This is a genomic window from Pseudomonas nitroreducens TX1 (assembly GCF_000313755.1).
Lineage (GTDB): Bacteria > Pseudomonadota > Gammaproteobacteria > Pseudomonadales > Pseudomonadaceae > Pseudomonas > Pseudomonas nitroreducens_A.
Genome location: NZ_AMZB01000099.1, coordinates 1 through 26,732, shown reverse-complemented (window position 1 = coordinate 26,732; position 26,732 = coordinate 1). Strand labels below are relative to the sequence as shown.

Here is a 26,732-nt window from a genome sequence, read left to right as displayed (position 1 = left end):
CGTCAGATGCCGACGTACTGCTGCAGGATGCGCCGATCCTCGCCCGCATCCACCAGCGCCTTCAGCGTCTGCGCGTAGCGACGGACGAAGTCCTGGTCCTGGGTGCGCTTGCTGAAGGCGACTTCCGCCGACTCCGCTGACACCACCACGCCGGTAGGCTCGATGCGCCCGGCCAGGCCCAGTTGCTGCAGTTCGTACCGACCACTGTGCTCGTCGGCGATGATGCCGTCGATGCGGCCCTTGTCGACCATCTGCCAGAGGTTACCGCGGCTGGGGTTGAAGAACACCCGGGCGGCATAATCGGGGTCGGCCATCAGTTGGCGGTAGGGTTCGCCGTAGGACACGTCGATCTGCGCGCCGAGGCGGAAGTCACTGCCCGGCAGGTCGGAAAGCTGCTGCAGGCTGCCCAGTTGAGGCAGGCCGCGACGAACGAAGAGGATATTGCGCGAGGCGGGCAATAAAGCGCCGGAAAACCAGGCGTACGCCTCCCGCTCGGGCTTACGGAAGGCACCGGGCAGCACGTCGAGACGACCGAGTTCGAGTTCCTTCAGCGCCCGCGCCCAGGGCAGCTTGACCATGCGCACCTGGCAGCCCAGGCGCGCCAGTGCGGCACGGTTCAGGTCGACGTAGAGCCCCCCGATGCGGCCGTCGGGCAATTGCATGCTGAACGGCGGGTCATCGTCCCAACGCAGGGTCTTTTCACACGCGGCCAGCGGAACGCTGGCCAGCGCCAGGCCCAGCAGTGCCAGGCGCTTGAGACGTGCACGGGAAAACAACGGCAGGCGATGGGCTTGCGACGGCAAGATCACGACTCACGGCAGGAGAAGACGGATGCCTGGAGTGTAGTTAACCCGGCGCTCGCGTGACCAGCGGTGATCGGGTTCGCACGTTGGTTCCGTTTCGCTCATTGCCAGCCATAGCGCCGGGCAAACCAACCCTTCACCGTCTGGGTCAGCGCCATGTAACCCAGCAGGATCGCCACCAGCCACGGCCAGTAGCCCAGCGGCAGCGCCTGCATGCGGAAGGAATGCGCCAGCGGTCCCATGGGCAGGAAGATCGCCACCGCGACGATCGCCAGGGTCATGCCCAGCAAGGGCCAGGCGGCCCGGCTCTGCAGGAACGGAATGCGCCGCGTGCGGATCATGTGCACCACCAGCAGTTGCGAGATCAGCCCCTCGACGAACCAGCCGGACTGGAACAGCGTCTGCTGCGCCGGCGAATTCGCGCCGAACGCATGCCAGAGCACGAGGAAGGTGGCAATGTCGAAAATCGAGCTGATCGGCCCGAAGAACACCATGAAGCGCCCCAGCCCGCCCGGGTTCCACTGCTGCGGCTGGCGCAGCAGCTCGTCGTCGACGTGGTCGAAGGGAATGGCGATCTGCGACAGGTCGTAGAGCAGGTTCTGCACCAGCAGTTGCAACGGCAGCATCGGCAGGAAGGGAATGAAGGCGCTGGCCACCAGCACGCTGAACACGTTGCCGAAGTTGGAGCTGGCCGTCATGCGGATGTACTTGAGCATGTTGGCAAAAGTGCGGCGCCCTTCGATCACGCCCTCCTCCAGCACCATCAGGCTCTTTTCCAGGAGGATCAGGTCGGCGGCTTCCTTGGCGATGTCCACCGCCGAATCCACCGAGATGCCGATGTCCGCGGTGCGCAGCGCCGGGGCGTCGTTGATGCCGTCGCCAAGGAAGCCGACCACGTGGCCGCGCTGGCGCAGCACGCGCACCAGTCGCTCCTTGTGGCTGGGAGTGAGTTTGGCGAACAGTGTGGTGCGCTCGGCCAGTTCGCCCAGCACCACATCATCCAGTTCGTCCAGCTGCGGCCCGAGGAGCACGCCCTCGACCACCAGCCCGACATCGCGGCAGACCTTCAGGCTGACGCGGTCGTTGTCCCCGGTCAGTACCTTCACGGCCACGCCGTTCTCCGCCAGCGCCCTGAGCGCCGGAGCGGTGGTTTCCTTGGGCGGGTCGAGGAAGGCGATGTAGCCGGCCAGGCACAGACCACTCTCGTCCGCCACGCCATAGGTATCGCGGGTGGGCGGCAGCTCGCGGGTGGCCACGGCGACTACCCGCAGGCCTTCCTGGTTGAGCCCGTCGGCGACCGCGCGGATGTTCTCCAGGCGCGCCCCGCTGAGCGGCTCGACGCCTTCGGCGGTTTCCACCGTGCTGCAGACGGCCAGCACTTCTTCCAACGCGCCCTTGCAGATCAGCAGGTGGTTGTCCTCGCGCTCGCTGACCACCACCGACATGCGCCGGCGGGCGAAGTCGAAGGGAATCTCGTCGAGCTTGCAGAAGCGGCTGTCCACCTTCAGCGCATGGCGCAGTTCGACGTGTTCTAGCACGGCGACATCCAGCAGGTTCTTCAGCCCGGTCTGGTAGTGGCTGTTGAGGAAGGCGAGCTGCAGCACGCGGTCCTGCACCTGGCCGAAGGCATCGGTGTGGCGTTCGAGGACGATGCGGTCCTGGGTCAGGGTGCCGGTCTTGTCGGTGCAGAGGATGTCCATGGCGCCGAAGTTCTGGATGGCATCCAGGCGCTTGACGATCACCTTGCGCCGGCTGAGTACCACCGCCCCCTTGGCCAGGGTCGAGGTGACGATCATCGGGAGCATTTCCGGGGTCAGGCCCACGGCGATGGACAGCGCGAACAGCGCGGCTTCCAGCCAGTCGCCCTTGGTGAAACCGTTGAGCAGCAGGACCACCGGCGCCATCACCAGCATGAAGCGGATCAGCAGCCAGCTGACACGGTTGACGCCGGTCTGGAAGGCCGTTGGCGTCGGGTCGCTGGCAATGACCTTCTCGGCGAGGGAGCCGAAATAGGTACGCGTACCGGTGCCGATCACCACCGCCAGGGCGGAGCCGCTGACCACGGTGGTGCCCATGAAGCACAGGCTGTCGCGCTCCAGCGGGTTGCCCTGGCGAGCGTCGCGCAGCTGGGCGAACTTCTCCACCGGCAGGGACTCGCCGGTGAGCGCGGCCTGGCCGACGAACAGGTCCTTGGCGCTGAGCAGGCGTACGTCCGCCGGGACCATGTCACCCGCCGACAGCCACAGCACGTCGCCGGGCACCAGCTCGCGGATCGGCACTTCCACCCGCAACGCAGGGCCTTCGCCTTCGGTACTGCGGAACACCGTGGCGGTGTTGCTCACCATCGCCTTGAGCTTCTCGGCGGCGCGGTTGGAGCGTTTCTCCTGGATGAAGCGCAGCAGAGTGGAAATGCCCACCATGCTGCCGATCACGACCGCAGCCTCGACATCCTCGGTGAACCAGGAAATGCTCGCCAGCGCGGTAAGCAGCAGGTTGAAGGGGTTGCAGTAGCAATACCACAGGTGCATCCAGGCACCGATGGGGCGGTCCTGGTCCACTTCGTTGAAACCATCGCGCTGGCGGCGCTCGTCCGACTCGACCTCGTTGAGCCCTTCGCGCCGACTTTGCAGGCGGTCGAGCACCGTGGCCGGTTCCAGCGCGGACCACTCCAGCAGGGCTGCCGTCAACGCATGAGGCGGCTGTCTTCCGGCGGCGGAGCCACGCAACAGGTCGCGCGCCGCCAGCCGTCGCAGTTGGCGGGCTGGAAAACCCTTGTTGATGAATTCGAGCAGGTGGGTCCTGAAGAGGTCCAGGCGCATGATGACTCCCCTTGTGCGCACATCGTCCGGCGGCGGGGGGAGTCTGTGCCGGGTACCTTAAGGGGTCATGAAGGTTGGCAGAGCGTCCAAGCGGAGCGAGTCGGCAGCGAATCGCCGCTGCCGACCGCACTCAGAAGTCGCGCTTGTAGAAGATATCCAGCGAACTGGCCAGGCCGCTGGCCGCTTCCAGGTAGACCTTCTTGCTCAGCAGGTAGCGCAGCGCGATGGTGTTGGCGGGCTCGAACACACCCACCCCGTAGCGCAGGCTGAGACGGTCGGAGAGCTGCCCGCTGGCGACCACGCTGGTGCTGTTGCCGGTGCCTTCGGTGTCCAGCTGGAAATCCTGAATGCCCAGGCGCTGGGCAACTTCGCCGGTCAGCGGCGCGCTGCCGGCAAGGCCGAGCGCCAGCGCCGCCTCGCCGAGCATGTTGCTGTCCTCGCCCGTGGACATCGGCCGGCCCAGCACCAGGTACGACAGCGCCTGCTGCTGGCTCATGGCGGGCTCGGAGAACACCTCGCTGCGCGGCTGCTCGGCGTTGCCGGTCAGGCGCAGGCCGGCGACCACATCATCGACCTTGCGGATCGCCTCGACATCGAGGAACGGCTGGTCGATGGGCCCGGCGAACAGCAGGCGCGCACGGCGGATGCTGAGCTTCTGCCCGTAGGCGCGGTAGCGCCCGTTGTTCAGGCGCAGCTCGCCACGGGTGTCCATGTTGTCGCCGATATGCACCTGGCCCGCCAGCTCGGCGTTCAGGCCGAAGCCGCTGAAGGTCAGCTTGTCGCTGCCGACCCTGACGTCGATATCCATGTTCAGCGCCAGGGCGCTTTTGGGCTCCTGCTTCGCCCCGACTATCACGGTGTCATCGGAGACCTTGATCGTGGACGGCGGCAGTTGGCGGATGGTGATGGCACCGCGTGGCACCTGTACCGAGCCTGATACCGCGAGCCGTTCACCCGCCATTTGCACCTTGAGGTCGGGCTCCACTTCGAGGTTGGCGTAGGGCTCCACCGTTACCGGCAGGCGACTGCCGCGCAGCTTCACATCGACATCCAGGCCACTGAGCCAGGCGATGCGGCCGGACAGGCTGCCGTTGCCGTGTTCGCCCGCCTTCCAGTCGCCGCTCAAGTCGACCTGTTCGCCGGCAATTCGCGCGATGACCTGCAACTGCTCGAAGCGGGTCGGCAGGTCGCCACCGGAGATTTCTCCATCGTTCAGGCGCAGCTCGCCGTCCACCCGTGGCGCCAGCAGCCCGCCGGAAATCCGCCCGCTGCCATTGAGGTGGCCTTTCAGGGTTTCCACCATGGGCGCGAAGGGCCGCGCCACGGAGATGTCCAGGCCGTTGAGGCTGAAGGTGCCGTTCACCGGCTTGGCTTTCGGGCGCGGGTCGAGCTGGACCTGGGCCTGCAGGCTGCCGAGCTTGTCGCCGAGGAATTGCAGATGGGTGTCGATGCGCCGGGGCGTAAGGCGGCTCTCCAGCTGCAGACGCTGGTAGGGGAAGTCGACCCACTCCTCCTGTTCCTTGATGCGCAGCGTGCCGTTGTCGGCATTGATCAGGATGGCACCGTTGGGGCCGCTGGCAGGCAGGTCGAGCTGCACGTCGCCGTCGAGCTTGCCCTTCCAGGCGAAGTCGTCGGGTAGCCAGCGCGCCAGGCTGTCCAGCGGGAACTCGCGCAGGTGCAGGCGCAGGCGCGGATCGGGCATCAGCCTCTGGTCTTCCATGCACAGGCTGGCGGGGCCGGAAGCCCAGCAATGGGCGCCGAGGTTGATGCGCCCATCCGCCAGGCGCTCCAGGCGCGCCGGCTGCTGCAGGCGCCAGTCCTGTCCGCCGCTCTGTACATCGCCTTTTGCCAGACGCCCGCGCCAGTCCTTGCCGTTCCAGTCGCCGTCCAGGCCGAGGTCGAGCACGACCGGCTTGCCCTGCAGGTTCAGGGCAAGCTGCTGGCGCTTGAGGTCGCCGCTGCCCTCCAGCTTGAGAGCGCCGAAATCGGTGTCGCCGCTGTGCAGGCCCTGGGCAGTCAGGTTCACCCGGCCGCGCTGGGCGGCATCGAGTGAGACGCTCAGGTCCAGCGAGCGCAAGCCCTGGTCACCATAGGCGACGCGCTGGCCGTCGAGCTTCAGTTGCCCTTGCGGCGCCTGCAGCGTGCCGGCCAGATCGAGCTGGCCATTGAGACGACCGAACAGCTGCGGCCACAGCTGGCCGAGACGATTCAAGGCGATGTCGAGACGACCGGACAGTCGCTGGTCCAGCGCGGCCTGTCCGCTGATGCGGTTGTCGCCCAGTTGCAGCGCCAGGCCATCGACCTTCCACGCCTGCCCCGCCGCCGTGGCATTCGCCTTGAAAATGGCCGGCTGGCCACGCAGGCGGCCCTGCAAGTCGAGGTTGGCGTCGAGGCTCAGCGCCTCTCCCTTGAGTGAGCCCTTGCTGCGCAGTGGCCCGCCGAGGCGGCCGGGCATCTCTTCGAGCCAGTACGCCGGGTCGAGATCGGACAGGTCGAGGGCGGCATCCCAGGTCACCGCATCGGCGAATCCAACCTTCAGGTGCCCTTCGGCCTTGCCCTGCCCCGCCACCAGTTTCAGTGACGGCAGGAAGACTTCGGAGAGGTTGCCCGACACCGGGCTGGCCAGGGTGAAATCACCTGCCGGCCCCTTGAAGGCGCCGTCGAAGTTGCCCAGGTAGGCGCCATCGCTGTAGCTCACTTCAGCCTTGAAGGTGTGCACGCTCACCGGCGGTTCTTCGATCTCCGGGTACAGGCGACGCCAGGGGAAGTCGAGCCAATCGAGTTGGGCGTTGGCGGCGAAGGCATCCTTCCAGTCCAGGCGGCCGGTCAGCGCCACGCGCTGATCCTTGGCGGCGCTCAGGTCCAGGGCGGCGATGTCCGCGCCCTCGGCGTCGACGCGACCACGCAGGGTCAGCACCACCGGGCTTTCCTCGGCCGGAAGCACGGCAGCGCCAGCGAGCTGGTAACCATCCTTGAGGTTGCCGCTGGCGTTCAGGCGCAGCTGGTTCAGCATCAGGGTATCGGGCAGCGAGGCATCCGCCTTGAATCCGTCTGCGGTCACCAATGCGGTGGCCGGCAGGTTCTCGGCCAGCGGTTGCAGGTCGCCGTTCAGGTTGCCGTTGAGGTAGCCACTGCTCTGCGCCTGTAATTTGAGGTGCCCCATCAGCTCGCCCTTGGCCTGCAATTGCAAGGTCCAGGGCTTCTCGCCCGGCGCGGGCAGTCCAAGGGTGCCCTCCGCCTCCAACGGCCAGCCCTGGGTCGGCTTCAGCAGGCCCTTGAGCGATAGGCTCAAACCATCGCGCGAGAGTTTCACCGAGTCGATGTGCAGGCCTTCATGGTCCCAGTGCGCCGCCAATTCCGCGTCGCGCAGCTGTTCCTGGCCATCGAGCAGGAAGCGGCCGATACGGATATCCCCCAGCTCCAGCGACAGCGGCAGGCTCAGGTCGGGCAGCTCGATGGGGCCGGACGCCTCGCTCGGCTCGCTCGGCGGCAAGGTCAGCAACACCTCGTTGGCCACGACCTTGTGCAGGCAAAGGGTCATGCGCAGCAGGCAGGCGGGTGACCAGTCGATCTGCGGCTGGTCCAGCAGCAGATGGGTGGTGCCGTCGGTCCATTCCAGGCGCCTGGCCCTGAAGCCACCGGCGAGGCGACCGTCGAATGCATCGACGCTCAGCCCTGGTACCCAGCCCAGTACGGCGCGACTGCCCGATGCTGTGCCGAGCAAGGTCGCCACGACGATGACCAGCAGCAGGATCAGCGCGAACACACCGCCCAGGCTCCAGCGCAGCGCGCGCATCCAGCCCGCGCGGCTCATAGTTCAGGCCCCATGGAGAAGTGCAGGCGGATGCCACCGTCTTCGTCCAGGCCATCGGCGAGGTCCAGGCGCAGCGGGCCGACCGGTGAAATCCAACGGATGCCGATGCCGACGCCGGTCTTGATCGAGGGGAAGTCCAGCGAGTCGAACGAATTGCCCTGGTCAACGAAGGCCGCAACGCGCCAGCGCTCGGCGATGGGGTATTGGTATTCGACGCTGCCGGCGACCATGTAGCGGCCACCGATGCGGTCGCCGTCGGAGTTCTTCGGCGACAGCGTCTGATAGTCGTAGCCGCGCACGCTCTGGTCACCGCCGGCGAAGAAGCGCAGCGACGGCGGGATCGCACTGTAGTCGTTGGTGGCGATGCCACCCACCTGGATGCGACCGAGCAAACGTTGCCCTCCCCAGAAGCTGGTCACGCCCTTGGCCATGGCGTTGATATGGGCGACGTCGGCATCCGCCAGCAGCCCTTGCTTGGCGCCTTTCACCTCGAATTGCAGGCGATAGCCCTTGCCGGGATCGATCTTGTTGTCGGCCTCGAGGATCGAGTAGCCGATACCCGGCATCAGGAAGCTGCTGGTACCGTCGTCGTCGCCCAGTTTGTATTCCTCGCGCTGCCAGTTCAGCGAGACGACCCGCTGCCAGCCGCTATCGAGTTTGTGGTGCCACTCGCTGCCGAGGGTCAGCAGCTTGCTCTGGGTGTCCACCAGGTCTTCGTACTGGTAACCACTGGTGAAGCGCAGCTTGTCGGTGAGCGGCGGGTCCAGCGGAATCTCGTACCAGGCGCCGACGTTCTGCCGGGGAGCCGAGACTTCCGCTTCGAAGCCCAGACTGTGGCCCTGCGGGTTGACCCAGTGGCGGGTCCAGGTCGCCCGCGCACGCGGTCCGACGTCGGTCGAGAAGCCCAGGCCCAGCCCCATGGTGCGCGGTTTGCGCGCCTCCAGATGGACGTGCACCGGAACCACTTCGCCATCGGCATTGGTCGGCGCGGCATCGACCCGCACGCCATCGAAATAGCCACTGGACTGCAGCGCCTGGTTGAGGTCGGCGATCTGTTCGGAGTCGTAGTCGGTACCCGCCTTGAACGGCACCATGCGCTGCAGCAGGTCCTCGTCGAAGGGGAAATCGCCGGCGAAATCCACCTTGCCCAGCCGGTAGCGCGGGCCGCTGGCGTAAACCAGATCGATGTCCGCCACACCGGCCTCGGGGTCGATGCGCAACTGTTGCCGGGTGAACTGCCCACGGAAAAAGCCGAAGCGCGAGGCCTGATTCTGGATCAGCCGCTTGGCATCTTCGTAGGCGCCGTGGTTGAGTTGCGCGCCAGGCTTCAGCGAGTCGCCGCCGGGCACCCGGAAGCTCTTGAGACTGGCCGCCGGCCCCTCGACCCGCACGGTGACATTGCGCAGGTGAATGGGCTCGCCGGGCCGGACATGGATCCGCAGGGTCGGCACCTTGTCATCCATCACCCGACCGCGGATGCGCGCCTGGTAGTAGCCCAACGCCTGGGCGGCCTTTTGCGCCTGCTCCACGGCATTGCGCCGGAATCTTTGCAGGGCCGCCTGATCACGCTCGCCAAGGCTGCCCACATAGGCCTCGATATTGGCCTTGAGCGCAGCGTTGGCGGGGGTGATACGAACGTCGAGATGGGCTTCCGCCGCCAGGACCGTCTGCAAGCAGAAGGCCATTACCAGCAGCAGCCCAAGCAATCCTTGGACAACTCTCATGGCGCGAAATGCTAGCACGGGTTTTCCCCGTGCTGCCTTTCTTCAGGCTGTAGGAAGCGTCTGAGGATTCAAAGCGCAGCCTATCCCGCAGACACTTGTACCGCCTCACGTGCATGGACGGGGTGGAAGAGAACATGCTCGCGGATCGGCCCGAGCGCCACCTCCCCCAGTTCCTCGTATCCGTGGCGCCGGTAGAACTCCAGGTAGCGCGCGTTGCCGGTATCCAGCACCAGCCCCTGCGAGCCTCCATCCTCTGCACACCAGGCGTGCAGCGCATCGAGCAATTGCTCACCCAGGCGCTTGCCCTGGAATTCCGGGTGCACCCCGATCAACGGCAGAATGTGATAAGGCCCTGGCGGCAGGCAGCCGATCACAGCGGCGTGATAGTCCAGGTAGCGGCGGGTACAGCCCAGGCCAGTGGTGAGCAGCATGCGCATGCGCCAGAACCAGCTTTCGGTGACGTCCAGACGACGTTGCGGTGGCACCACCAGCGCCACGCCCACCAGGCGATCCTCGATCAGCAGGCCCAGGGCCGGCAGCTCTTCGAGGAAATGCTGGTTGACCAGCTCACGGACGGTCGCCCGCACGCGCTGGTCAAAACCCGCGCGGTCGGATTCGAACAAATAGGCGAAGGTGGGTTCATGACGATAAGCGTGATAAAGCAACGAACGGACTTCACGGCAGTAATTGCCGTCGAGCAGTCGGACTTCGGCGAGGGTATCAGGCATGCGGACGCCTCTTCTTGTTGTGTGTTCCCAGGGGTTAGCGACCCAGCCAGGAAACCCTAGCAGCGCCTCGCCGGGGTCGCCAGGATTGGCCAGCATGGGCTAGCATCGTGCTTTTGCCAGGGCGCCTTAGGATGAAAATCGTCTCCTTCAATATCAACGGATTGCGCGCACGACCGCACCAGCTCCAGGCGATCATCGAGCGCCACCAGCCGGACGTGATCGGCCTGCAGGAAACCAAGGTCGCCGATGAGCAGTTCCCTCGCGAAGACATCGAAGCCCTCGGTTACCACGTGCATTACCACGGGCAGAAGGGCCACTACGGCGTCGCCCTGCTCTCCCGCCAGGAGCCGCTGGAACTGCAGCGCGGCTTTCCCAACGATGGCGAGGATTCCCAGCGCCGCTTCATCTGGGGCACCTTCAAGGACGCCAATGGCGAGCTGATCACCGTGATGAACGGCTATTTCCCGCAGGGCGAAAGCCGTGACCATCCGGTGAAATTCCCCGCCAAGCAGCGCTTCTACTCCGACCTGCAGGACCTGCTGGAAACCCGCTTCCAACCCGACCAGCAGTTGGTGGTGATGGGCGACATCAACATCTCCCCCGAAGACAGCGATATCGGTATCGGCGAAGAGAACCGCAAGCGCTGGCTGAAATCCGGCAAATGCAGCTTCCTGCCGGAAGAGCGCGAATGGCTGGCGCGCCTGAAAGGCTGGGGCCTTTTGGACACTTTCCGCCTGCAGAACCCGAGCGTTGACGACCGCTTCAGCTGGTTCGATTACCGCAGCCGCGGCTTCGAGGACTCGCCCAAGCGCGGCCTGCGCATCGATGTCATCCTCGCCTCCGAGGCCCTGCGCGACCGCATCGCCGATACTGGCGTGGATTACGATATTCGCGGCATGGAAAAGCCCTCGGACCACGCACCGATCTGGCTGCAACTGAAGTAATCGCCCTGCACGAAAAAGCCCGGTCTATGCCGGGCTTCTTCTCTTCTCGGTAACAGCTCAGGCTTCTTCCGCACCGCTTCCGACCGTTTTGCTGATGGCGCTGTAGGTCGTGTTGAAACGCACGGTCTCGTTGAAGCCCTTTACGATGGCGCCGAAGCGCTCCTTCGCATCGAGCAGTTGCTTGAAGCGCTCGGCCAGTTCCGAGCTCTGGCGTTGCAGGCCGGCCTCGCGTTCGTCGAGTTCCTGGCCCCGCGCACGCAGCTGAGTCTGCTGGCGGTCGATGCTCTGCTGTTCCTGGCTCAGGATCTCGGCACGCTTGGTGGTTGCGCGGTCACGGCTGTCGACGGTTTCCGCCAGGGCCTGCAACGCACTGCTACGCTCCGCCAGCACGGCGGCATTATGCTCGGCGATGCGTTCGATACCCTGTTTTTCTTCCTGCAGGCGTTGCTCCTGCTGGCTCAGGCGCTCTTCCCGCTCGGCCAGTTGACGCTCACGCTCCAGCGTCGCCAGGCGGCGCTCCTCGAGCGCCTCGCGCATCTTCACAATCTCCAGTTTCTGCTGCGACAAGCCATGGGCCATACCGGCCAGCGAGTCGAGGGTGGACTGTACGTCGTGCAGGACACCCTCGGTCTCCATGGCCGAGGACGGCCGCACGGTGACAGCGGACTCGGCGGACGCCCGGGTGCTGGCGGCATCGGTGGTGGCAGGTTGTACTTGAGCGTTCATGGCAGAGCGTTCCTCGTGGGAAAAATGAATAGTCGGCTCGAGGTCCGGCGAAACCATTGCCGCCTCAGCCGTGGTGGACTCGCGTTCCTGCGCCTGCTCCTGCTCCGGCAGCCGCAGCGAATCGAGCAGGATGGCGGCCGTTTCCGCGTCGGGCCTCGCCAGCGACTCGCTGGACTCGGCGCATCCGGGCTCCTTGGCGCCCAGGCCGGAACAGGCCGAAGCAAGTTCGGCGAGATCGCGCTCGAGGTCTTCGAAAGCCTCGACGGCATGCGTATCCGCCGGCCGCCCGGCAGGCGAAACCACACCGCCCTGGATCGATAGGTAACCGGCCGACAGGGCGGGGCGGGCGATGCCCTTGGCGGACACGGACGGGTCCGCCGGGAGGCCGGACAGGTGTTCATCGGTGGCAGAGGAAAGCCGTGCGGTTGCCTGATCGGAGGTCTGGGCCGACGAGCCCTCCTCCCGGTGTTCTTCGAACCGATTCGTATCTGAAGTCATGAAACGTCCTACCCTGAGGGTGGTCAGCCCACCGTCCCCTGCGCGCAGCTCAAAGGCATCGAACGAGGCCGGAGTCGGTGGTGACGCCGCTTCGACTACAAGGGCAATCAGGCCGACGGGAATCCGATGGGATGCCCTGCTCTCCCTGGTAGAAAGTGCAGGACAGGTTGCAAGAAGAATTCTTACAACCTGGAACCATGGTGAATGTCAGTAAATTCCTGCATCGACGAAGGAAAACCACGCAATACCAACCGACTTCATCGGCCTCTTTCGGCAGCGCCGGCTGCCCGCAGGACGCAGCGAAGCCAGTTGAACAAGTCGGTGCTCAGAGCAGCCCGATTTCCTGGCTGATACTGAACAGCTCCTCCAGGCTGGTTGCCGACAGTTTTCGCATGAGCTGCCGCTTGTGCTGGCCGATGCTCGCCCCTGACAGCGCGAGGGCCTCCGCCAACGAAGCGACCGAACGTCCATGGTGCAGACCGTGCAGGACGGCGACCAGATGAGTCGGCAAGGACAGCGCCGACTCCAGCCGCCTGTCGTCGTTGAGGGGAAGTCGCGCATGCTCGGGAAATACCTTGCCCCCGGCGAGCACCGCATCGACCGCCCTGCCGAGCAGAGTTGGCCGGTCATCCGTCAACAGGAAGCCCGACACGCCGATGCGAATGGCTCGTTGAATATTCATGGGCGATCCCAGGCTCGAGCAGACCAGCACCGGCGTAGAGGGCTTGAGACGGCCATCGCGGCGGAGCATGGTGACCAGCTCCATACCGTGAATGTCCGGCAACTCGAGCGTCACCACCAGCAGGTCGCAGTTGCTGGCGTCCAGGCTGTTCAAAGCCTGGCGGGCATATTTGAAATGCACGTCGCACTGATGGCCGTGGTCCAGCAGAAACCGGCGAATCGTGACGAAGTCCCGCCGTGATGGTTCGATGAATACTATGCGGGCCATGTTCCTCCTTGCAGCTAAGGCCCCGCGGGCCGGGTGCGACATGGCATATTGAGTGCATCCACGACAGCCGTCGTTCCCGCAGAAAGTTCATTGTGTGGTTGCCCCAGCGGAATACGCCGCCGGCGCAACCGACGAAGCCGGAAGTCCATGTCTCGGCAGCGCCCGTTGCGCCAGCGCCCTTCTGCGGCAGGTGTTCTTCGACCCGCGCGTCGAGCGACGCGCCAGCCGTTCCGGTCATTCGTTGACCGTCTTGGAAATGGCGGACAGGGTGCTGTTGAACTGCACCGTCTCGTTGAAGCTCTTCACGATGGCGCTGAACTTGTCCTTGGCGCTCTGCAGTTGCTTGAGCCGGACCGACAGTTCCTCGCTCTTGCGCTTGAGCGCGCTTTCCCGCTCGTCCAGCTCGCTGGCGCGGTTGCGCAAATTGGCGGCCTGTTCGTCGATGCGCTGCTGCTCCAGTTGGATCGCCTCGGCACGCTTGATGGTGGTCTTGTCGCGCAGGTCGACGGTCTGGGCCAGTTCCTTGAGGGCTTCGCTGCGCTCGGCCAGCAGGCGATTGTTCTCGGCAGTCATGCGGTCCAGGTTGGTCTTGGCTTCCTTGAGATGGTTTTCCAACTGTTGCAGACGCTCCTCCTTGTCCGCCGCCAGTCGTTCGCGTTCCTGCAACTGGGCGTTCCACTCCTCCAGCTCTTCCTGCAGGCGGCCGGCCGCCTGCTTTTGCTGGGTAAGACCCTGGGCCATGCCTGCCAGGGAGTTCAGCGTGCTCTGTACGTCGGACAGGACATCGTCGGGATCAGCCTCGAGCTGCGGCACGCTCAGCGTGGCCGCCACTTCCTGCAACTCCACCGAAGTGATAGGCGCAGTGTTCTGGGCCTCGACTTCGATCGACTCATCGCGCATTTCGGTCATTTCAGTTTCCTTCTGGATAAAGATTCCCTGAAGCGCCGCCGCTTCGGGGATGCTGTGGCCGGTCCGGCGGACCTCGGCAAGGGGTTCGGAAGTGTTGTCCGCTGCCACGGCCGGCTCGCCCCGCGCGACGGGCGCCTCGTCATGGACAGCATTGACCGCGGCCAGCACGGCCAGGGCGTCTTCGAGATCCGCAATCATCGGCCCGAAGCCGAACTCCTCGGCGCCGGACGCGGTCCGGGCGGGGTCGAACACTGGCGTGTCGGCCGTGTCCTGCTCAGATTGCTGGTACGGCTGCACCGGCTCCCAGTGCATGACCGCTGCGTGGCTTTCCACCTCGGCACTCGGTCCGGCGTCAGGCGTTTCAGGCAGCGTCGGTTCGGCAACCGCCTCGATGTGGGGCTCGCTCACCGGGAGGGTATCCAGCGCGCCGGCTTCCGCTGCTTCGGGCTCCGCCGGCATTTCCGTGAGGGGTTGCTCGAGGGCCATTGCGGCCGGGGGACGGCTTTCCTCAACCGCCGCAGGCATGTCAACCGGCTCCGGTGCCACGGAATGGGGCGCTCGTGCCGCCGGCTTCCGGCCGATACGCACACTGCTGACGACGATGGGCGGGGCGACGAATTCCGGCGCCTGCATGACCGGCTCCGGCTCCGGCTCCGGCTCCGGCTCCGGCTCCGGCTCCGGCTGATGGTCGATCGCGCTCTCCGCGACAACCAGCGGAACATCCACTATCCGTTCCTCGAAGACCTCCTGCACCGTCTCTGGCAGCGGTTCGGCGGCCTCCTCGACCAGAGTTTGCGGCAAGGTGGCCTCCGCAATGTCCATTACTTGTTGCGCGGAAACCGACAACGCATCGGCGAGGGACGCCTGCTCAGGTTCAATTGCTGTCGTTACCACGGGCACTTCCATTTCCAGCCTATCGTCATGGTGCACTTCCAGTTGCGGCTCGTCCGCTTCTTCCTCGGGCTGCTCGGATGCAGTCGCCATTTCCACGGGCACTGGCAGCTCGACCGGCGCCACGGATTCGGGCGATGTCACTGCCGGCGATTCGGAATGTTCCTCTGCTTCTTGCACAACCTTCGGCGCGACGGCCTCTTGCGCTTCGGCCATGACCGGCGGCTCGTCGTTTTCGGCGGTCTCCGCTTTCGCCTCCTCGTCGGCGCTGTTGAGCCTCGACTGGCGGGCGAAACTGGCAAAATCGAGGATCATCTCGGTGGCCAGTTCGAAGCCCAGGTCCTCGATCCGCGCCGGTGTGTCCTCGTCATCCTCTTCCGGGCGTCTCAGGACGCTCGCCGCCTCCGGCGGGCATACGCCCAGCATCCCGGCGCGGGACAACAGGTGCAGCCAGGAGCGCAACGGCTGCAACGGCAGCTTGACGCCATGGAAGGTCAGTATCCGCAGGGATGGCAGGCTCAATGCACGGCGCCGCCAAGGACGTCCCCAGGAAGCGGCGGATGCGACGTGCAGGGCCAGGGCGGTCGGTTTGACACGATGCTCGGAACCAGACGTGGCTGGCGCGCTATGGAGTTGGGTCATGATCACTTTCCGACGGGGACGTTGAAACGGCGCAAGTTTCGCTTGGCCGGCATTCCGGCGTTATCAGGCTTTCCTGATGCGCCAGGAGGTTTTTCCCATCAATCATCAGTGCCCAGTTGCTTCCGCCTGCTACCGGGGTGGTTCAGTCGTGGCTCGAACGGGCCGGGTTCCTCCTGGCCGCGCGAGCCACGGAGAAACGCCGCACCACACCGGCGCAATCCAGCAGCGTCACCAGAACGAACAACGGGACCACCAGCATGAGCATCGAAGGCGCCGACGCAGCTGCCCGTTCCGGCGCCATGACGAGGGAGCCCGCCATCAGCGCAACCAGCAGGATGACCACAAGCTTCATGAGGACCGAGGCAAAATCGAGAATCTCGTCCATTTCCTTCTCCGGCGCAGGCAATTCGAGCGTCCGGTATAGCCCTGGCCCAAGGGCAGCGAAATCGGAATTCTCCTGCAATCCACCAGCCATGTCTGAAGCGGGGACACAGCGCACTGCGCTGCCGCGAGGCGTCACATCGATGCAATGATTCCGACTTAATCTGCCGCGCCAACGATGCCTCAAATGGAAGTTGACCCATGCAGTACACGTCGAGCCCCAGCGATGCCCAACCCTGGCCCGTCACCATCGCCTGGCTCACCATCGCCTTCATCTGCTATGCGTTCCCATGGTCGGCATTCGCCGCCCTGCCCTCATCACAGGGTGGTGAACCGGTATTGCGTATTCAGGGCTCCAACACCATCGGTGCGCACCTGCTGCCTGAACTGGTGAAGGGACTGCTGGTCAGCGAGGGCTACAGCGACGTCAGCGCCAGGCCGGGCAAGGCAGAGAACGAACAGCGCATCATCGGTCGCACTGCCGACGGCAAGGAGGCCATCGTCGACCTGGCAGCCCACGGCTCCAGCACCGGTTTCGTCGCCCTGAAGGACAACACTGCCGAGCTGGCCACCGCCTCGCGGCCAATCAAGGACGCCGAAGTCGCGGGCCTGTCGGCGTCAGGCAACCTGCGCAGCGCCAAGGCCGAACAGGTCATCGGCATCGACGGCCTGGCAATCATCGTCAATGCGGCCAACCCACTGGACGAACTGACCACCGATACGCTGGCGAAAATCTTCGCCGGGGAGGTGAAGACCTGGGAGGAAATCGGCGGGCGCGGCGGTGCCATCCGCCTGTATTCCCGCGACGACAACTCGGGCACCTTCGATACCTTCAAGGAGCTTGTCCTTGCGAGTCACGGCAAGGCACTGGCGAGCGGAGTCCAGCGTTTCGAATCCAGCGACCTGCTGTCGGCCGAAGTGAGCAAGGACCCGCAAGGCATCGGCTTCGTCGGCCTGTCGTCGATCCAGCAGGCCAAGGCGCTGCGCATCGCCGACGGCGACTCCCAGGCCATGCCACCATCGCCCACGCTGATCGCCACCGAGGACTATCCGCTGTCGCGCCGCCTGTTCCTCTACATGAAGCCCGAGGAGCCGAACCGCTGGGCCCGTGCTCTGCTGCAGTTTGCCCAGGGTGACAAGGGCCAGGCCCTGGTCAGCGCCAGTGGCTTCGTCGGCCAGCGCGTGCAGGCGGTGAAGATGGCCCCACGCGCCAGCATGCCGGAGAACTACCAGGCGTTGGCCCGTGACGCCGAGCGGCTGTCGGTGAACTTCCGCTTTCGCGAAGGCAGCGCCACCCTGGACAACAAGGCCCAGCGCGATATCGACCGCCTGCTGGCGTACCTGCAGCAGAACGGCAAGATGAACAAGCAGGCCGTGCTGGTGGGCTTCGGCGATCCGAAACAGGACCCCGCACGCGCCGAGCTGCTGTCCAAGCTACGCGCCATGGCCGTTCGCCGTGAGCTGGCGAAGGAAGGCGTCATGTTCCGGGAGATCAGCGGCATGGGCGACGCACTGCCGGTGGCGGCCAACAATGACAACGATGGCCGGGTGAAGAACCGTCGTGTCGAGGTCTGGGTTTACTGACCGATACTTTCCAGTCAGCGTCTAGACTGTCATCAGGCGCTGATTCCTCATTCCGAATTGATGTAGGAACTTGTTACGTTCCATTGCTTGCCTGAGACATCGGCTCTGTTATTTTCCCGCCAGTGACGCCGGGCCCCTCTGACGGTTGCCAACCGCCATGTCGGAGTCACTTTTCGACAACGACACTAAGGGAGGGGCCACATGACAGCTCTGCACGCCTTTTTGACCGAACCATTCCTCGGAACCGCCACCTGGTTCTGGCTGGCCTTCCTGGCCATCGTCATTCTTCTGCTCGTACTCGACCTGGGCGTCCTGCAACGCGATCACCATGAGATCGGCGTGCGCGAGAGCCTGCTGCTCTCCGCCGGCTACTTCGCCTGCGGCCTGGCCTTCGGTGGCTGGGTCTGGTACGAGTTCGGTGCCACCAGCGCGGTGGAGTACTACACCGGTTTCCTCGTCGAACAGTCGCTGTCCATGGACAACGTGTTCGTCATGGCGATGATCTTCGGCTTCTTCGGCATCCCCCGCCGCTACCAGCACCAGGTGCTGTTCTGGGGCATCCTCGGCGCCATCGTCATGCGTGCGCTGATGATCGGCCTGGGTGCGGCGCTGGTGAAGGAATTCGAATGGATCATGTACGTGTTCGGCGCCTTCCTGCTGTTCAGCGGCGTGAAGATGCTGCTGGCCAAGCATGAAGCCGAGCCGGACCTGGCCAACAACCCGGTGCTGAAGTTCCTGCGCAGGCACATCCGCATGACCGACACCCTTCACCAGCACCACTTCTTCGTGAAGATGCCGGATGCCTCGGGCAAGCTGGTGCGCTATGCAACCCCGCTGTTCCTGGCGTTGATCCTGATCGAACTGGCCGACCTGGTGTTCGCCGTGGACAGCGTGCCGGCGATCTTCGCCATCACCCAGGACCCGTTCATCGTCTACACCTCGAACATCTTCGCCATCCTCGGCCTGCGCGCCCTCTACTTCTCGCTGGCGGCGATGATCCACCGCTTCGTCTACCTGAAGTACGCCCTGGCGTTGGTGCTGGTGTTCATCGGCACGAAGATTTTCCTGCACGGATTCATCGGCAAGGTTCCCGCCGCCCTGTCGCTTGGCGTAACCTTCGGCCTTTTGGCAGGTGGCATACTGCTATCCTTGCTCAAGACCCGCCGATCCAGCGAGGAGCCGCTGGAAATCGTCAGCCAGGAGAGGACCCATGCAAGCGCTGGAGGTGAGGATCGAAGCCGTTGAGTTTCGCGGCCGGGCCTATTGGCAGGTCCGCCTCGGTCGCCGTGCGCTGCGTTTCCCCCACGAGGCCGCCGCGCGCGCCTTCGCTGCCCAGCTGCATACGCGGCGACAGTGGCTGATCGAGCAGCGGGCGAAGGCCGAGGGGCCGGAGCCCTCTCCTTCGCAATGAATGAACAAGGCCAGCGCATGCTGGCCTTGTTCGTTGGAGGTGCTGTTCGCGAGCAAGCTCGCTCCTGCGAAGAGCGCTCCGGGCGACGGCGAGCGCAGGAGCGGACTCTGCGCCCATGAAAAAGGCCCGCATCAGCGGGCCTTTTTCCGGGTTGCCTAGGCTCAGCGGCTGCTGCGCAGTGCATCACGCGGCACATACTTGCCGATCTCGTACTTGCCGATGGCCGCGCGGTGCACTTCGTCCGGGCCGTCGGCCAGGCGCAAGGTGCGCTGCATGGCATAGAAGTATGCCAGCGGCGTGTCGTTGGAAACACCGGCGCCGCCGTGCATCTGGATGGCGCGGTCGATCACCTGCAGGGCAACGTTGGGCGCCACGACCTTGATCTGGGCGATTTCGCTCTGGGCGAACTTGTTGCCGGCGGTGTCCATCATGTACGCGGCATTGAGGGTCAGCAGGCGGGCCTGGTTGATCTCGATGCGCGAGTTGGCGATGTGGTCGATGTTGCCGCCCAGGCGCGCCAGCGGCTTGCCGAAGGCAGTGCGGCTGACGGAGCGCTTGCACATCAGTTCCAGTGCGCGCTCGGCCATGCCGATGGAGCGCATGCAGTGGTGGATACGGCCCGGGCCGAGGCGCCCCTGGGCGATCTCGAAGCCGCGGCCTTCGCCGAGCAGCACGTTCTCGTAGGGCACACGGACGTTCTCGAAGAGCACTTCGGCATGGCCATGCGGGGCATCGTCGTAGCCGAACACCGGCAGCGGGCGGAGGATCTTCACGCCGGGGGTGTCGGTGGGAACCAGGATCATCGAATGCTGCTGGTGACGCGGCGCGTCCGGGTTGGTCAGGCCCATGAAGATCATGATCTTGCAGCGCGGGTCGCAGGCGCCGGAGGTCCACCACTTGCGACCGTTGATGACCCACTCGTCACCCTCGCGCACCGCATTGGCTTCCATGTTGGTGGCATCCGAGGAAGCCACGCCCGGCTCCGTCATGGCGAAGGCGGAGCGGATCTCGCCGCGCAGCAGCGGCTCCAGCCAGGTGCGCTTGTGCTCTTCGGTGCCATAACGCACCAGCACTTCCATGTTGCCGGTGTCCGGCGCGGAACAGTTGAAGGGCTCGGACCCCATCAGCGAGCGGCCCATGATTTCCGCCAGCGGCGCGTATTCCATGTTGGTCAGGCCGGCGCCCAGCTCGGACTCGGGCAGGAACAGGTTCCACAGGCCCTCGGCGCGGGCCTTGGCCTTGAGCTCTTCCATGATGGCCGTGGGCTGCCAGCGGTCACCCTGGGCCACTTGCTCCTCGAACACCTTCTCGGCGGGATAGACATAGGCATCCATGAACGCGGTAACGCGTTCACGCAGGTCCTGAACCTTGGCGGAATAAGCGAAATCCATGGGGGCTAACCTTCTGGCGGCGGTTGTTTGTGTAGGGATGATGCTAGATCAGCCAAGGGCATTTACCCAGCCTATTATCCGAATCAATGAACATTCATAACCCGTATGGACCTGAGCGCAGGTTCGGGTATGATCGGGCCAAAACAATGACAAGCGGGAGCCCTGGAATGAACCTCAGCAAGGTCGATCTGAACCTGTTCATCGTCTTCGACGCGATCTACACCGAAGCCAACCTGACCCGCGCCGGACAGATCGTTGGTATTACCCAGCCCGCCGTCTCCAATGCCCTCGCCCGCCTGCGTGAAACCTTCAACGACCCGCTGTTCGTGCGGACCGCCCAGGGCATGGTGCCCACGCCGATGGCGCAGAACATCATCGGCCCGGTGCGCAACGCCCTGCAGTTGCTGCGCGTCTCGGTGCAGGAAAGCCGCACCTTCACGCCGACCCAGGCGAGCAAGACCTACCGCATCAGCATGACCGACCTCACCGAGGCCATCGTCCTGCCGCCGCTGTTCCAGCGCTTGCGCCGCCTGGCGCCGAACGTGCACATCGAAAGCTTCCTCTCCAAGCGCCGCGAGACCACCAAGGAACTGGCCGCCGGCCGCCTGGACTTCGCCGTGGACGCGCCGCTGAATACCGACCCGCAGGTGCGCCACGTCAAGCTGATGGAGGACCGCTACGTCTGCGCCATGCGCCAGGGCCACCCGCTGGCCAAGGACAAGGTGACGCTGGAGGAATACCTGTCGGTGGCGCACATCCAGATTTCCAGCCGCCGCAGTGGCCTGGGCTACGTCGACCTGTCGCTGGGCAAGATGGGCCTGCAGCGCAAGATCGCCCTGCGCTCGCAGCACTACCTGATGGCTTCGACCGTGGTGCAGCAGACGGACATGGTGGTCACCGTGCCCGAGCGCTTCGCCCGCCACCACGGCCTGCATTTCGTCGACCTGCCGGTGAACGACGTGCCCAAGCTGGAAACCCACCTGTACTGGCACGAGAGCACCGACCAGGACCCCGCCAACCGTTGGATGCGCGAGCAGATCATCGAGCTGTGCCAGCAGGTGACGGCGCGGGAAGCGCGCGAGGCGGCGGAGCGCGCCTGAAGCAGCAGGCGGTGCCGGTCGATGGGTATCGCTTCGATCCACGCCATCCTGCGTTTGGCCCACTTGCCACAGCCAACCTTGTAGGAGCGAGCCTGCTCGCGAACCGCCCAGCCACAGAATCACCGGCGAGCACCGTTCGCGAGCAAGCTCGCTCCTACGAAAAGCAAATCAGCGCAGCCTGACAAGCCACCCGCAGACCCCGGACTGCCGAAGTGCCTGTCCAACGAACAGGCCGGGGTCTGCCGGCGAACCCTTTACAAGCTGCGCGCGATCACCAGCCGCTGCACGTCGCTGGTGCCTTCGTAGATCTGGCACACGCGCACGTCGCGGTAGATGCGTTCAACCGGGTAGTCCTGCAGATAGCCATAGCCACCGAGGGTCTGGATCGCCGCGGAGCACACGCGCTCGGCCATCTCCGAGGCGAACAGCTTGGCCATGGAGGCTTCGGTGAGGCACGGCAGGCCGGCTTCGCGCAGGCTGGCGGCATGGTGAACCATCTGCCGCGCCACCGCGATCTCGGTCGCCATGTCGCTCAAGCGGAAGGCCACCGCCTGGTGCTGGATGATCGGCTTGCCGAAGGTCTCGCGCTCGTGGGCGTAGTCGCGGGCATATTCGAAGGCCGCGCGGGCCATGCCGACCGCTTGCGAGGCAATGCCGATGCGCCCGCCTTCCAGATTCGCCAGGGCGATGGCGTAGCCCTGCCCCTCTTCGCCCAGCCGGTAGCTGGCGGGAATGCACACGTCGTCGAAGGCGATCTGGCAGGTATCGGAAGCGTGCTGACCGAGCTTGTCCTCGACGCGCACCACGCGGTAGCCGGGGGTGTCGGTGGGCACGATGAACGCGCTGATGCCCTTCTTGCCCGCCGCCGCATCGGTCACCGCAAAGACGATCACCAGGCCGGCATGTTTGCCGGAGGTGATGAACTGTTTGCTGCCGTTCAGCACGTAGTGGTCGCCGTCGCGGCGCGCGCGGGTCTTCAGGAAGCTGGCGTCGGAGCCGGCCTGCGGTTCGGTCAGGGCGAAGGCGCCGATCATCTCGCCACGGGCCAGGGGCACCAGGAACTGGCGCTTCTGCTCGTCGTTGCCGAACTTGGCGATGGGCATGCAGCCCACCGAGTTGTGCACGCTCATGATGGTCGAGCACGCGCCGTCGCCGGCGGCGATTTCCTCCAGCGCCATGGCATAGGCCAGGTGACCGGTCTGCGCGCCGCCCCACTCTTCCGCCACCAGCATGCCGAGGAAGCCGAGGTCGGCCATTTCCTTCAGTGCTTCAGCGGGAAAGCGGTGCTCGCGGTCCCAGTCGGCGGCGAAAGGCCTGAGCCGCTCCTGGGCGAACTGGCGGGCAACGTCTCGGATCTGGATATCTTCTTCGCTGGGAATCATCTCTCGCTCCTTAGGCCAGGCGCTCGACCGCGATGGCCGTGGCTTCGCCGCCGCCGATGCACACCGAGGCCACGCCGCGCTTGAGGTCGTACTGCTTGAGTGCCGACAGCAGGGTCACGATCACCCGCGCGCCGGAGGCGCCGATGGGGTGGCCGAGGGCGCAGGCGCCGCCGTGGACGTTGAGCTTCTCGTGGGGGATATTCAGGTCGCGCATGGCGGCCATGGCAACCACGGCGAAGGCTTCGTTGACCTCGAACAGGTCGACGTCGCCGACCGCCCAGCCGGTGCGTTGCATCAGGCGCTCCACCGCGCCCACCGGGGCGGTCGGGAACAGGTTCGGCGCATCGGCGTAGGACGAATGGCCACGGATCGCCGCCAGCGGCGTCAAGCCGCGTTTCTCGGCTTCGGACAGGCGCATCAGCACCAGCGCGGCGGCGCCGTCGGAGATGGAGCTGGCGTTGGCCGCCGTCACGGTGCCGCCTTCGCGGAAGGCCGGTTTCAGGGTCGGAATCTTGTCCAGCTTCGCCTTCGGCGGCTGCTCGTCTTCACTGATGGCACGCAGTTCCTTGCCGGACTTGACCGTCACCGCGACGATCTCATCCTTGAAGCGGCCTTCGCCCATGGCCTTCTGCGCGCGGGTCAGCGAGGTGATCGCATAGGCATCTTGCTGCTCGCGGGTGAAGCCGTATTTCTCGGCGCAATCCTCGGCGAAGGTGCCCATCAGGCGGCCCTTGTCGTAGGCGTCTTCGAGGCCGTCGAGGAACATGTGGTCGAGCACACGACCGTGTCCCATGCGGTAGCCGCTGCGGGCGCGCTCCAGCAGGTACGGCGCGTTGGACATGCTCTCCATGCCGCCAGCCAGGGCGACGCGGGCACTGCCGGCGAGGATGGCGTCGTGGGCCATCATCGCGGCCTTCATGCCCGAGCCGCACATCTTGTTCACCGTGGAGCATGGCGTACCGCGCGCCAGGCCCGCGCCCAGCACTGCCTGGCGTGCCGGCGCCTGGCCCTGGCCGGCAGCGAGCACGCAGCCGAGCACGGCTTCATCCACTTCTTCCGAGCCCAGACGGGCGCGCTCGACGGCCGCTCGGATCGCGGCTGCGCCGAGGGTGGCGGCGGTGACATCCTTGAAGTCGCCGAGGAAGCCGCCCATGGGAGTACGGGTGGCACTGACGATGACGATGGGATCGTTCATGGCAATTCTCCTGCTTACTTCGCGGCCATGCGGATGGCGCCGTCGAGGCGGATCACCTCGCCGTTGAGCATGCTGTTCTCGATGATGTGGCGGGCCAGCGCGGCGTATTCGTCCGGGCGGCCCAGGCGCGGCGGGAACGGCACGCTGGCGCCGAGCGAATCGCGCACTTCCTGGGGCATGGCGGCCATCATCGGCGTCTCGAAGATGCCGGGGGCGATGGTCATCACGCGGATGCCCGAGCGCGCCAGTTCGCGAGCGATGGGCAGGGTCATGCCGACCACCGCGCTCTTGGAGGCGGAGTACGCGGCCTGGCCGATCTGCCCGTCGAAGGCGGCGACCGAGGCGGTGTTGATGACGATGCCGCGCTCGCCACCGGCGTCAGGCTCGTTGCGGGCCATGGCTTCGGCGGCCAGGCGCAGCATGTTGAAGGTGCCGATCAGGTTGATGTTGATGGTGCGGGTGAAGCTCTCCAGCCCGTGCACGCCGTTGCGGCCGATGACCTTTTCCGCCGGGGCCACGCCCGCGCAGTTGGCCAGGCCGTGGAGCGCGCCGAAGCTGTCCACCGCGAGTTGTACGGCGGCCTTGCCGTCCGCTTCGCTGCACACATCGGTACGGATGAAGCGCGCATTCGCCTCGCCCAGCTCGGCAGCCTGGGCCGCGCCGGCTTCGGCGTTGATGTCCGCCAGCACCACCTTGGCGCCAGCGCTCACCAGCAGCTTCGCGGTGGCGGCGCCGAGGCCGGAACCGCCGCCGGTGATGAGGAATACCTTGTTCTGGATCTGCATGGAGTCTCTCCGCTGTACTTAGTGAGCCGCCACTTTCTCGGCCGCTTCGCGTTGCTTGGCGATCTCCTGGTTGCGCAGGAGGAAGCGCTGGATCTTGCCGCTGGGGGTCTTGGGCAGTTCCTCGACGAACTCCACTTCCCGCGGGTAGCTGTGCGCCGACAGTCGCTTACGCACGTACTGTTGTAGTTCCTCGGCCAGCTCCGCGCCCGGCCGGTAGGACGAACAGATCACCACGAAGGCCTTGACCAGCTCGGTGCGTTCCGGATCGGGCTTGCCGATCACCGCCGCCTCGATCACCGCCGGGTGTTCGATCAGTGCGCTCTCCACGTCGAATGGGCCAACGCGGTAGCCGGAGGTGGTGATCAGGTCGTCGGCGCGGCCGACGAAGCTGATGCTGCCATCGGCGTTCAGCTCTACGGTATCGCCGCTCAGGTAGTAATCACCGACGAAGGCCTTGGTCTCCATGCCCTGGTAGCCGGCGAACCACATCATCGGCGAATGCTTGCGATCCATGGCGAGGATGCCCGGCTGGCCAGCGGGCAACTCGTTGCCCTGTTCATCCAATACCACCACGCGGTGGCCGGGGATGGAGAAGCCAGCGGCGCCCAGGTGCACCGGATGTTCCAGCTCGTGGTGGTTGGCCAGCACCATGCCCAGCTCGGTCTGGCCGTAGTGGTCGTGGATGGTCACACCCAGCTCGCTGGCGAACCAGCGGATCACTTCCGGCGTCAGCGGCTCGCCGGCGCTGCTCACCGCGCGCAAACGGCCCCTGAGCGGTTTGGACACCGCCTCGCCGGCAGCGATCAGCAGGCGGTAGGCGGTGGGCGAGCCGGCCAGGTTGGTGATGCCGTACTTGCGCACGATGCGGCAGGTGCTCTCCACAGTGAAGGCACCTTCGTAGAAGGTGATCGGGTGCCCCATGGCCAACGGACCGGTGACGCCGTAGTAGAGACCGTAGGCCCAGCCCGGATCGGCGAGGTTCCAGAACGAATCCTCCTCGCGCAGGCCCACCGCATCGCGCATGTAGCCGACGAAGGCGACGATGGCCTTGAGCGGCACGGCCAGCGGCTTGGCCAACCCGGTGGTGCCGGAGGTGAACATCAGCAGGAAGGGGTCTTCGCCGCTGCGCAACACAGGTTCGAAGTCCGGCGAATGATGCTCCAGTTCGGCCCAGAAGCTGTAGTCGCCGTGGCGGATGCCCTGCCCCTTCGGCCCACCGACCGTCACCCGCGCGAAGGCGTCGGGCACCTCGTCGAGCTTGCCGCGGTTGGCGCCGTCAGTGACGACCACCTTGCTGCCGGCCAGCTTGACCCGGTGTTCGATGGCCTTGGGCCCGAAGGCAGTGAACAGCGGCTGGTAGACCGCGCCCAGGCGCCAGGTGCCGAGCACGGCGATGAGCAGTTCGGGGGTACGCGGCAGCATGCCGGAGACCACATCGCCGGGGCGCACGCCCAGACCGTGGAGGAAGCTGGCGAAGCGGCCGGAGAGCTCCTTGAGCCGGGTGAAGGTATAGGAGGCGCTGTCGCCATCCTTGCCCTCCCAGAACAGCGCGACGCGGCCGGGAATGGCGTGGCGGTCGCAGCATTCGACGCAGGCATTGAGGGCATCGAGGTTGCCGGCCAGGACGGCGTCGGCGGTGGCGCGGTAGTCGAACTCGGCCGTGGCGGTGGTATGGGAACGCATCGCGGAACTCCTGGGTTTGTTCTTGTCTGGAGTCCCCTGATGTTCCCGCTGCGCTGGCCCGCGGGCAATGTCGAAAGCCGCCAATCTGGATGAGCGGATTGGACAGCGGTTGTGCTACTGGGGCGTTCCGTACGCGGGCTGCCCTCTCCCTAACCCTCTCCCTGAAGGGAGAGGGCTGGGGAGAGGGAAAAGCCCGAGCACCAACCGCAAGCATCAAACCCTGAACTGATCCATCAACCCCTGCTGGTGGTTCGCCAGCTTGTTCAGCGACTGGCTGACCTGCGCCGATTCCTGCGCCTGGCTGGACAGCGATTCGGTGACGTCACGAATCCCCGCCACGTTGCGATTGATCTCCTCGGCCACCGCGCTCTGT

20 protein-coding genes are annotated in these 26,732 nt (G+C 65.5%); 5 read left to right on the top strand and 15 right to left on the bottom strand.

Going from position 1 to position 26,732, the window contains the following annotated elements:
* Positions 1 to 2 precede the first annotated feature (2 nt).
* The 5 genes from C167_RS0109450 to C167_RS0109430 all read right to left on the bottom strand — a co-directional run bounded on the left by C167_RS0109450 (position 3) and on the right by C167_RS0109430 (position 9,888).
* Positions 3 to 809 carry a transporter substrate-binding domain-containing protein gene (locus tag C167_RS0109450; RefSeq protein ID WP_017518030.1) on the bottom strand — a complete coding sequence of 269 codons (807 nt, stop codon included), beginning with the start codon at positions 807 to 809 and terminating at the stop codon, positions 3 to 5.
* A gap of 95 nt (positions 810 to 904) precedes the next feature.
* Positions 905 to 3,622, bottom strand: a complete 2,718-nt coding sequence (mgtA, locus tag C167_RS0109445; protein WP_017518029.1) for a magnesium-translocating P-type ATPase — start codon at positions 3,620 to 3,622, stop codon at positions 905 to 907.
* A gap of 130 nt (positions 3,623 to 3,752) precedes the next feature.
* Positions 3,753 to 7,418 (bottom strand): translocation/assembly module TamB domain-containing protein, encoded by a 3,666-nt coding sequence (locus C167_RS0109440; RefSeq protein WP_026078921.1) that lies wholly within the window; start codon positions 7,416 to 7,418, stop codon positions 3,753 to 3,755.
* 14 nt (positions 7,419 to 7,432) lie between these two features.
* Complete coding sequence (locus C167_RS0109435) at positions 7,433 to 9,160, bottom strand: autotransporter assembly complex protein TamA (RefSeq protein ID WP_026078920.1); 1,728 nt, start codon at positions 9,158 to 9,160, stop codon at positions 7,433 to 7,435.
* Between the two features lie 80 nt (positions 9,161 to 9,240).
* A complete protein-coding gene (locus tag C167_RS0109430) occupies positions 9,241 to 9,888 on the bottom strand; it encodes a GNAT family N-acetyltransferase (RefSeq protein ID WP_017518026.1) in 648 nt (215 codons plus the stop codon).
* Between the two features lie 131 nt (positions 9,889 to 10,019).
* Here C167_RS0109430 and xthA point away from each other — a divergent pair, with 131 nt between their 5' ends.
* The gene (xthA, locus tag C167_RS0109425; protein WP_017518025.1) at positions 10,020 to 10,832 is read left to right on the top strand and encodes an exodeoxyribonuclease III; all 813 of its coding nucleotides are present in this window, start codon (positions 10,020 to 10,022) and stop codon (positions 10,830 to 10,832) included.
* Between the two features lie 57 nt (positions 10,833 to 10,889).
* Here xthA and C167_RS33250 read toward each other — a convergent pair whose 3' ends face one another.
* The 4 genes from C167_RS33250 to C167_RS0109405 form a co-directional block, all read right to left on the bottom strand.
* A complete protein-coding gene (locus C167_RS33250; protein WP_017518024.1) occupies positions 10,890 to 12,056 on the bottom strand; it encodes a hypothetical protein in 1,167 nt (388 codons plus the stop codon).
* Between the two features lie 325 nt (positions 12,057 to 12,381).
* Positions 12,382 to 13,005, bottom strand: a complete 624-nt coding sequence (locus C167_RS0109415) for a response regulator transcription factor (protein WP_017518023.1) — start codon at positions 13,003 to 13,005, stop codon at positions 12,382 to 12,384.
* A 234-nt stretch (positions 13,006 to 13,239) separates the two neighbouring features.
* The gene (locus C167_RS33245; RefSeq protein WP_157791825.1) at positions 13,240 to 15,447 is read right to left on the bottom strand and encodes a hypothetical protein; all 2,208 of its coding nucleotides are present in this window, start codon (positions 15,445 to 15,447) and stop codon (positions 13,240 to 13,242) included.
* Between the two features lie 142 nt (positions 15,448 to 15,589).
* Entirely contained in the window at positions 15,590 to 15,832 is a 243-nt protein-coding gene (locus C167_RS0109405; RefSeq protein WP_017518021.1) for a hypothetical protein, read from the bottom strand.
* A 197-nt stretch (positions 15,833 to 16,029) separates the two neighbouring features.
* Between C167_RS0109405 and C167_RS0109400 the strand changes: the two genes are divergently transcribed.
* The 3 genes from C167_RS0109400 (at position 16,030) to C167_RS0109390 (ending at position 18,823) form a co-directional block, all read left to right on the top strand.
* A complete protein-coding gene (locus C167_RS0109400) occupies positions 16,030 to 17,412 on the top strand; it encodes a substrate-binding domain-containing protein (protein WP_017518020.1) in 1,383 nt (460 codons plus the stop codon).
* A gap of 201 nt (positions 17,413 to 17,613) precedes the next feature.
* A complete protein-coding gene (locus C167_RS0109395) occupies positions 17,614 to 18,657 on the top strand; it encodes a TerC family protein (RefSeq protein ID WP_017518019.1) in 1,044 nt (347 codons plus the stop codon).
* Positions 18,623 to 18,823 (top strand): hypothetical protein, encoded by a 201-nt coding sequence (locus tag C167_RS0109390; protein ID WP_017518018.1) that lies wholly within the window; start codon positions 18,623 to 18,625, stop codon positions 18,821 to 18,823. Before C167_RS0109395 ends, C167_RS0109390 begins: the two co-directional genes overlap by 35 nt.
* Positions 18,824 to 18,984: 161 nt before the next feature.
* Here C167_RS0109390 and C167_RS0109385 read toward each other — a convergent pair whose 3' ends face one another.
* The gene (locus C167_RS0109385) at positions 18,985 to 20,214 is read right to left on the bottom strand and encodes an acyl-CoA dehydrogenase (RefSeq protein ID WP_017518017.1); all 1,230 of its coding nucleotides are present in this window, start codon (positions 20,212 to 20,214) and stop codon (positions 18,985 to 18,987) included.
* A gap of 167 nt (positions 20,215 to 20,381) precedes the next feature.
* Between C167_RS0109385 and C167_RS0109380 the strand changes: the two genes are divergently transcribed.
* The gene (locus tag C167_RS0109380; protein WP_017518016.1) at positions 20,382 to 21,314 is read left to right on the top strand and encodes a LysR family transcriptional regulator; all 933 of its coding nucleotides are present in this window, start codon (positions 20,382 to 20,384) and stop codon (positions 21,312 to 21,314) included.
* 254 nt (positions 21,315 to 21,568) lie between these two features.
* On the opposite strand, the gene C167_RS0109375 is transcribed toward C167_RS0109380, so the two are convergent.
* The 5 genes from C167_RS0109375 to C167_RS34840 all read right to left on the bottom strand — a co-directional run.
* Complete coding sequence (locus C167_RS0109375) at positions 21,569 to 22,696, bottom strand: acyl-CoA dehydrogenase family protein (protein WP_017518015.1); 1,128 nt, start codon at positions 22,694 to 22,696, stop codon at positions 21,569 to 21,571.
* Positions 22,697 to 22,706: 10 nt separating this feature from the next.
* Positions 22,707 to 23,897: an acetyl-CoA C-acyltransferase gene (locus C167_RS0109370; RefSeq protein ID WP_085988842.1), complete on the bottom strand. Its 1,191-nt coding sequence runs from the start codon at positions 23,895 to 23,897 to the stop codon at positions 22,707 to 22,709.
* A gap of 8 nt (positions 23,898 to 23,905) precedes the next feature.
* Positions 23,906 to 24,676, bottom strand: a complete 771-nt coding sequence (locus tag C167_RS0109365; protein WP_017518013.1) for a 3-hydroxyacyl-CoA dehydrogenase — start codon at positions 24,674 to 24,676, stop codon at positions 23,906 to 23,908.
* Between the two features lie 18 nt (positions 24,677 to 24,694).
* The gene (locus tag C167_RS0109360; RefSeq protein ID WP_017518012.1) at positions 24,695 to 26,359 is read right to left on the bottom strand and encodes an acyl-CoA synthetase; all 1,665 of its coding nucleotides are present in this window, start codon (positions 26,357 to 26,359) and stop codon (positions 24,695 to 24,697) included.
* Positions 26,360 to 26,572: 213 nt separating this feature from the next.
* Positions 26,573 to 26,732, bottom strand: a 160-nt coding sequence (locus C167_RS34840) for a hypothetical protein (protein ID WP_200860138.1), incomplete at its 5' end; no start/stop codon positions are given.

Coding starts and splice junctions, on each gene's coding strand:
- C167_RS0109400 (WP_017518020.1), top strand. CDS start 16,030: ATGCAGTACACGTCGAGCCCCAGCGATGCCCAACCCTGGCCCGTCACC.
- xthA (WP_017518025.1), top strand. CDS start 10,020: ATGAAAATCGTCTCCTTCAATATCAACGGATTGCGCGCACGACCGCAC.
- C167_RS0109380 (WP_017518016.1), top strand. CDS start 20,382: ATGAACCTCAGCAAGGTCGATCTGAACCTGTTCATCGTCTTCGACGCG.
- C167_RS0109405 (WP_017518021.1), bottom strand. CDS start 15,832: ATGGACGAGATTCTCGATTTTGCCTCGGTCCTCATGAAGCTTGTGGTC.
- C167_RS0109430 (WP_017518026.1), bottom strand. CDS start 9,888: ATGCCTGATACCCTCGCCGAAGTCCGACTGCTCGACGGCAATTACTGC.
- C167_RS0109360 (WP_017518012.1), bottom strand. CDS start 26,359: ATGCGTTCCCATACCACCGCCACGGCCGAGTTCGACTACCGCGCCACC.
- C167_RS0109375 (WP_017518015.1), bottom strand. CDS start 22,696: ATGATTCCCAGCGAAGAAGATATCCAGATCCGAGACGTTGCCCGCCAG.
- C167_RS33250 (WP_017518024.1), bottom strand. CDS start 12,056: ATGACTTCAGATACGAATCGGTTCGAAGAACACCGGGAGGAGGGCTCG.
- C167_RS0109415 (WP_017518023.1), bottom strand. CDS start 13,005: ATGGCCCGCATAGTATTCATCGAACCATCACGGCGGGACTTCGTCACG.
- C167_RS0109395 (WP_017518019.1), top strand. CDS start 17,614: ATGACAGCTCTGCACGCCTTTTTGACCGAACCATTCCTCGGAACCGCC.
- C167_RS0109390 (WP_017518018.1), top strand. CDS start 18,623: ATGCAAGCGCTGGAGGTGAGGATCGAAGCCGTTGAGTTTCGCGGCCGG.
- C167_RS0109435 (WP_026078920.1), bottom strand. CDS start 9,160: ATGAGAGTTGTCCAAGGATTGCTTGGGCTGCTGCTGGTAATGGCCTTC.
- C167_RS0109440 (WP_026078921.1), bottom strand. CDS start 7,418: ATGCGCGCGCTGCGCTGGAGCCTGGGCGGTGTGTTCGCGCTGATCCTG.
- C167_RS0109385 (WP_017518017.1), bottom strand. CDS start 20,214: ATGGATTTCGCTTATTCCGCCAAGGTTCAGGACCTGCGTGAACGCGTT.
- mgtA (WP_017518029.1), bottom strand. CDS start 3,622: ATGCGCCTGGACCTCTTCAGGACCCACCTGCTCGAATTCATCAACAAG.
- C167_RS0109365 (WP_017518013.1), bottom strand. CDS start 24,676: ATGCAGATCCAGAACAAGGTATTCCTCATCACCGGCGGCGGTTCCGGC.
- C167_RS33245 (WP_157791825.1), bottom strand. CDS start 15,447: ATGACCCAACTCCATAGCGCGCCAGCCACGTCTGGTTCCGAGCATCGT.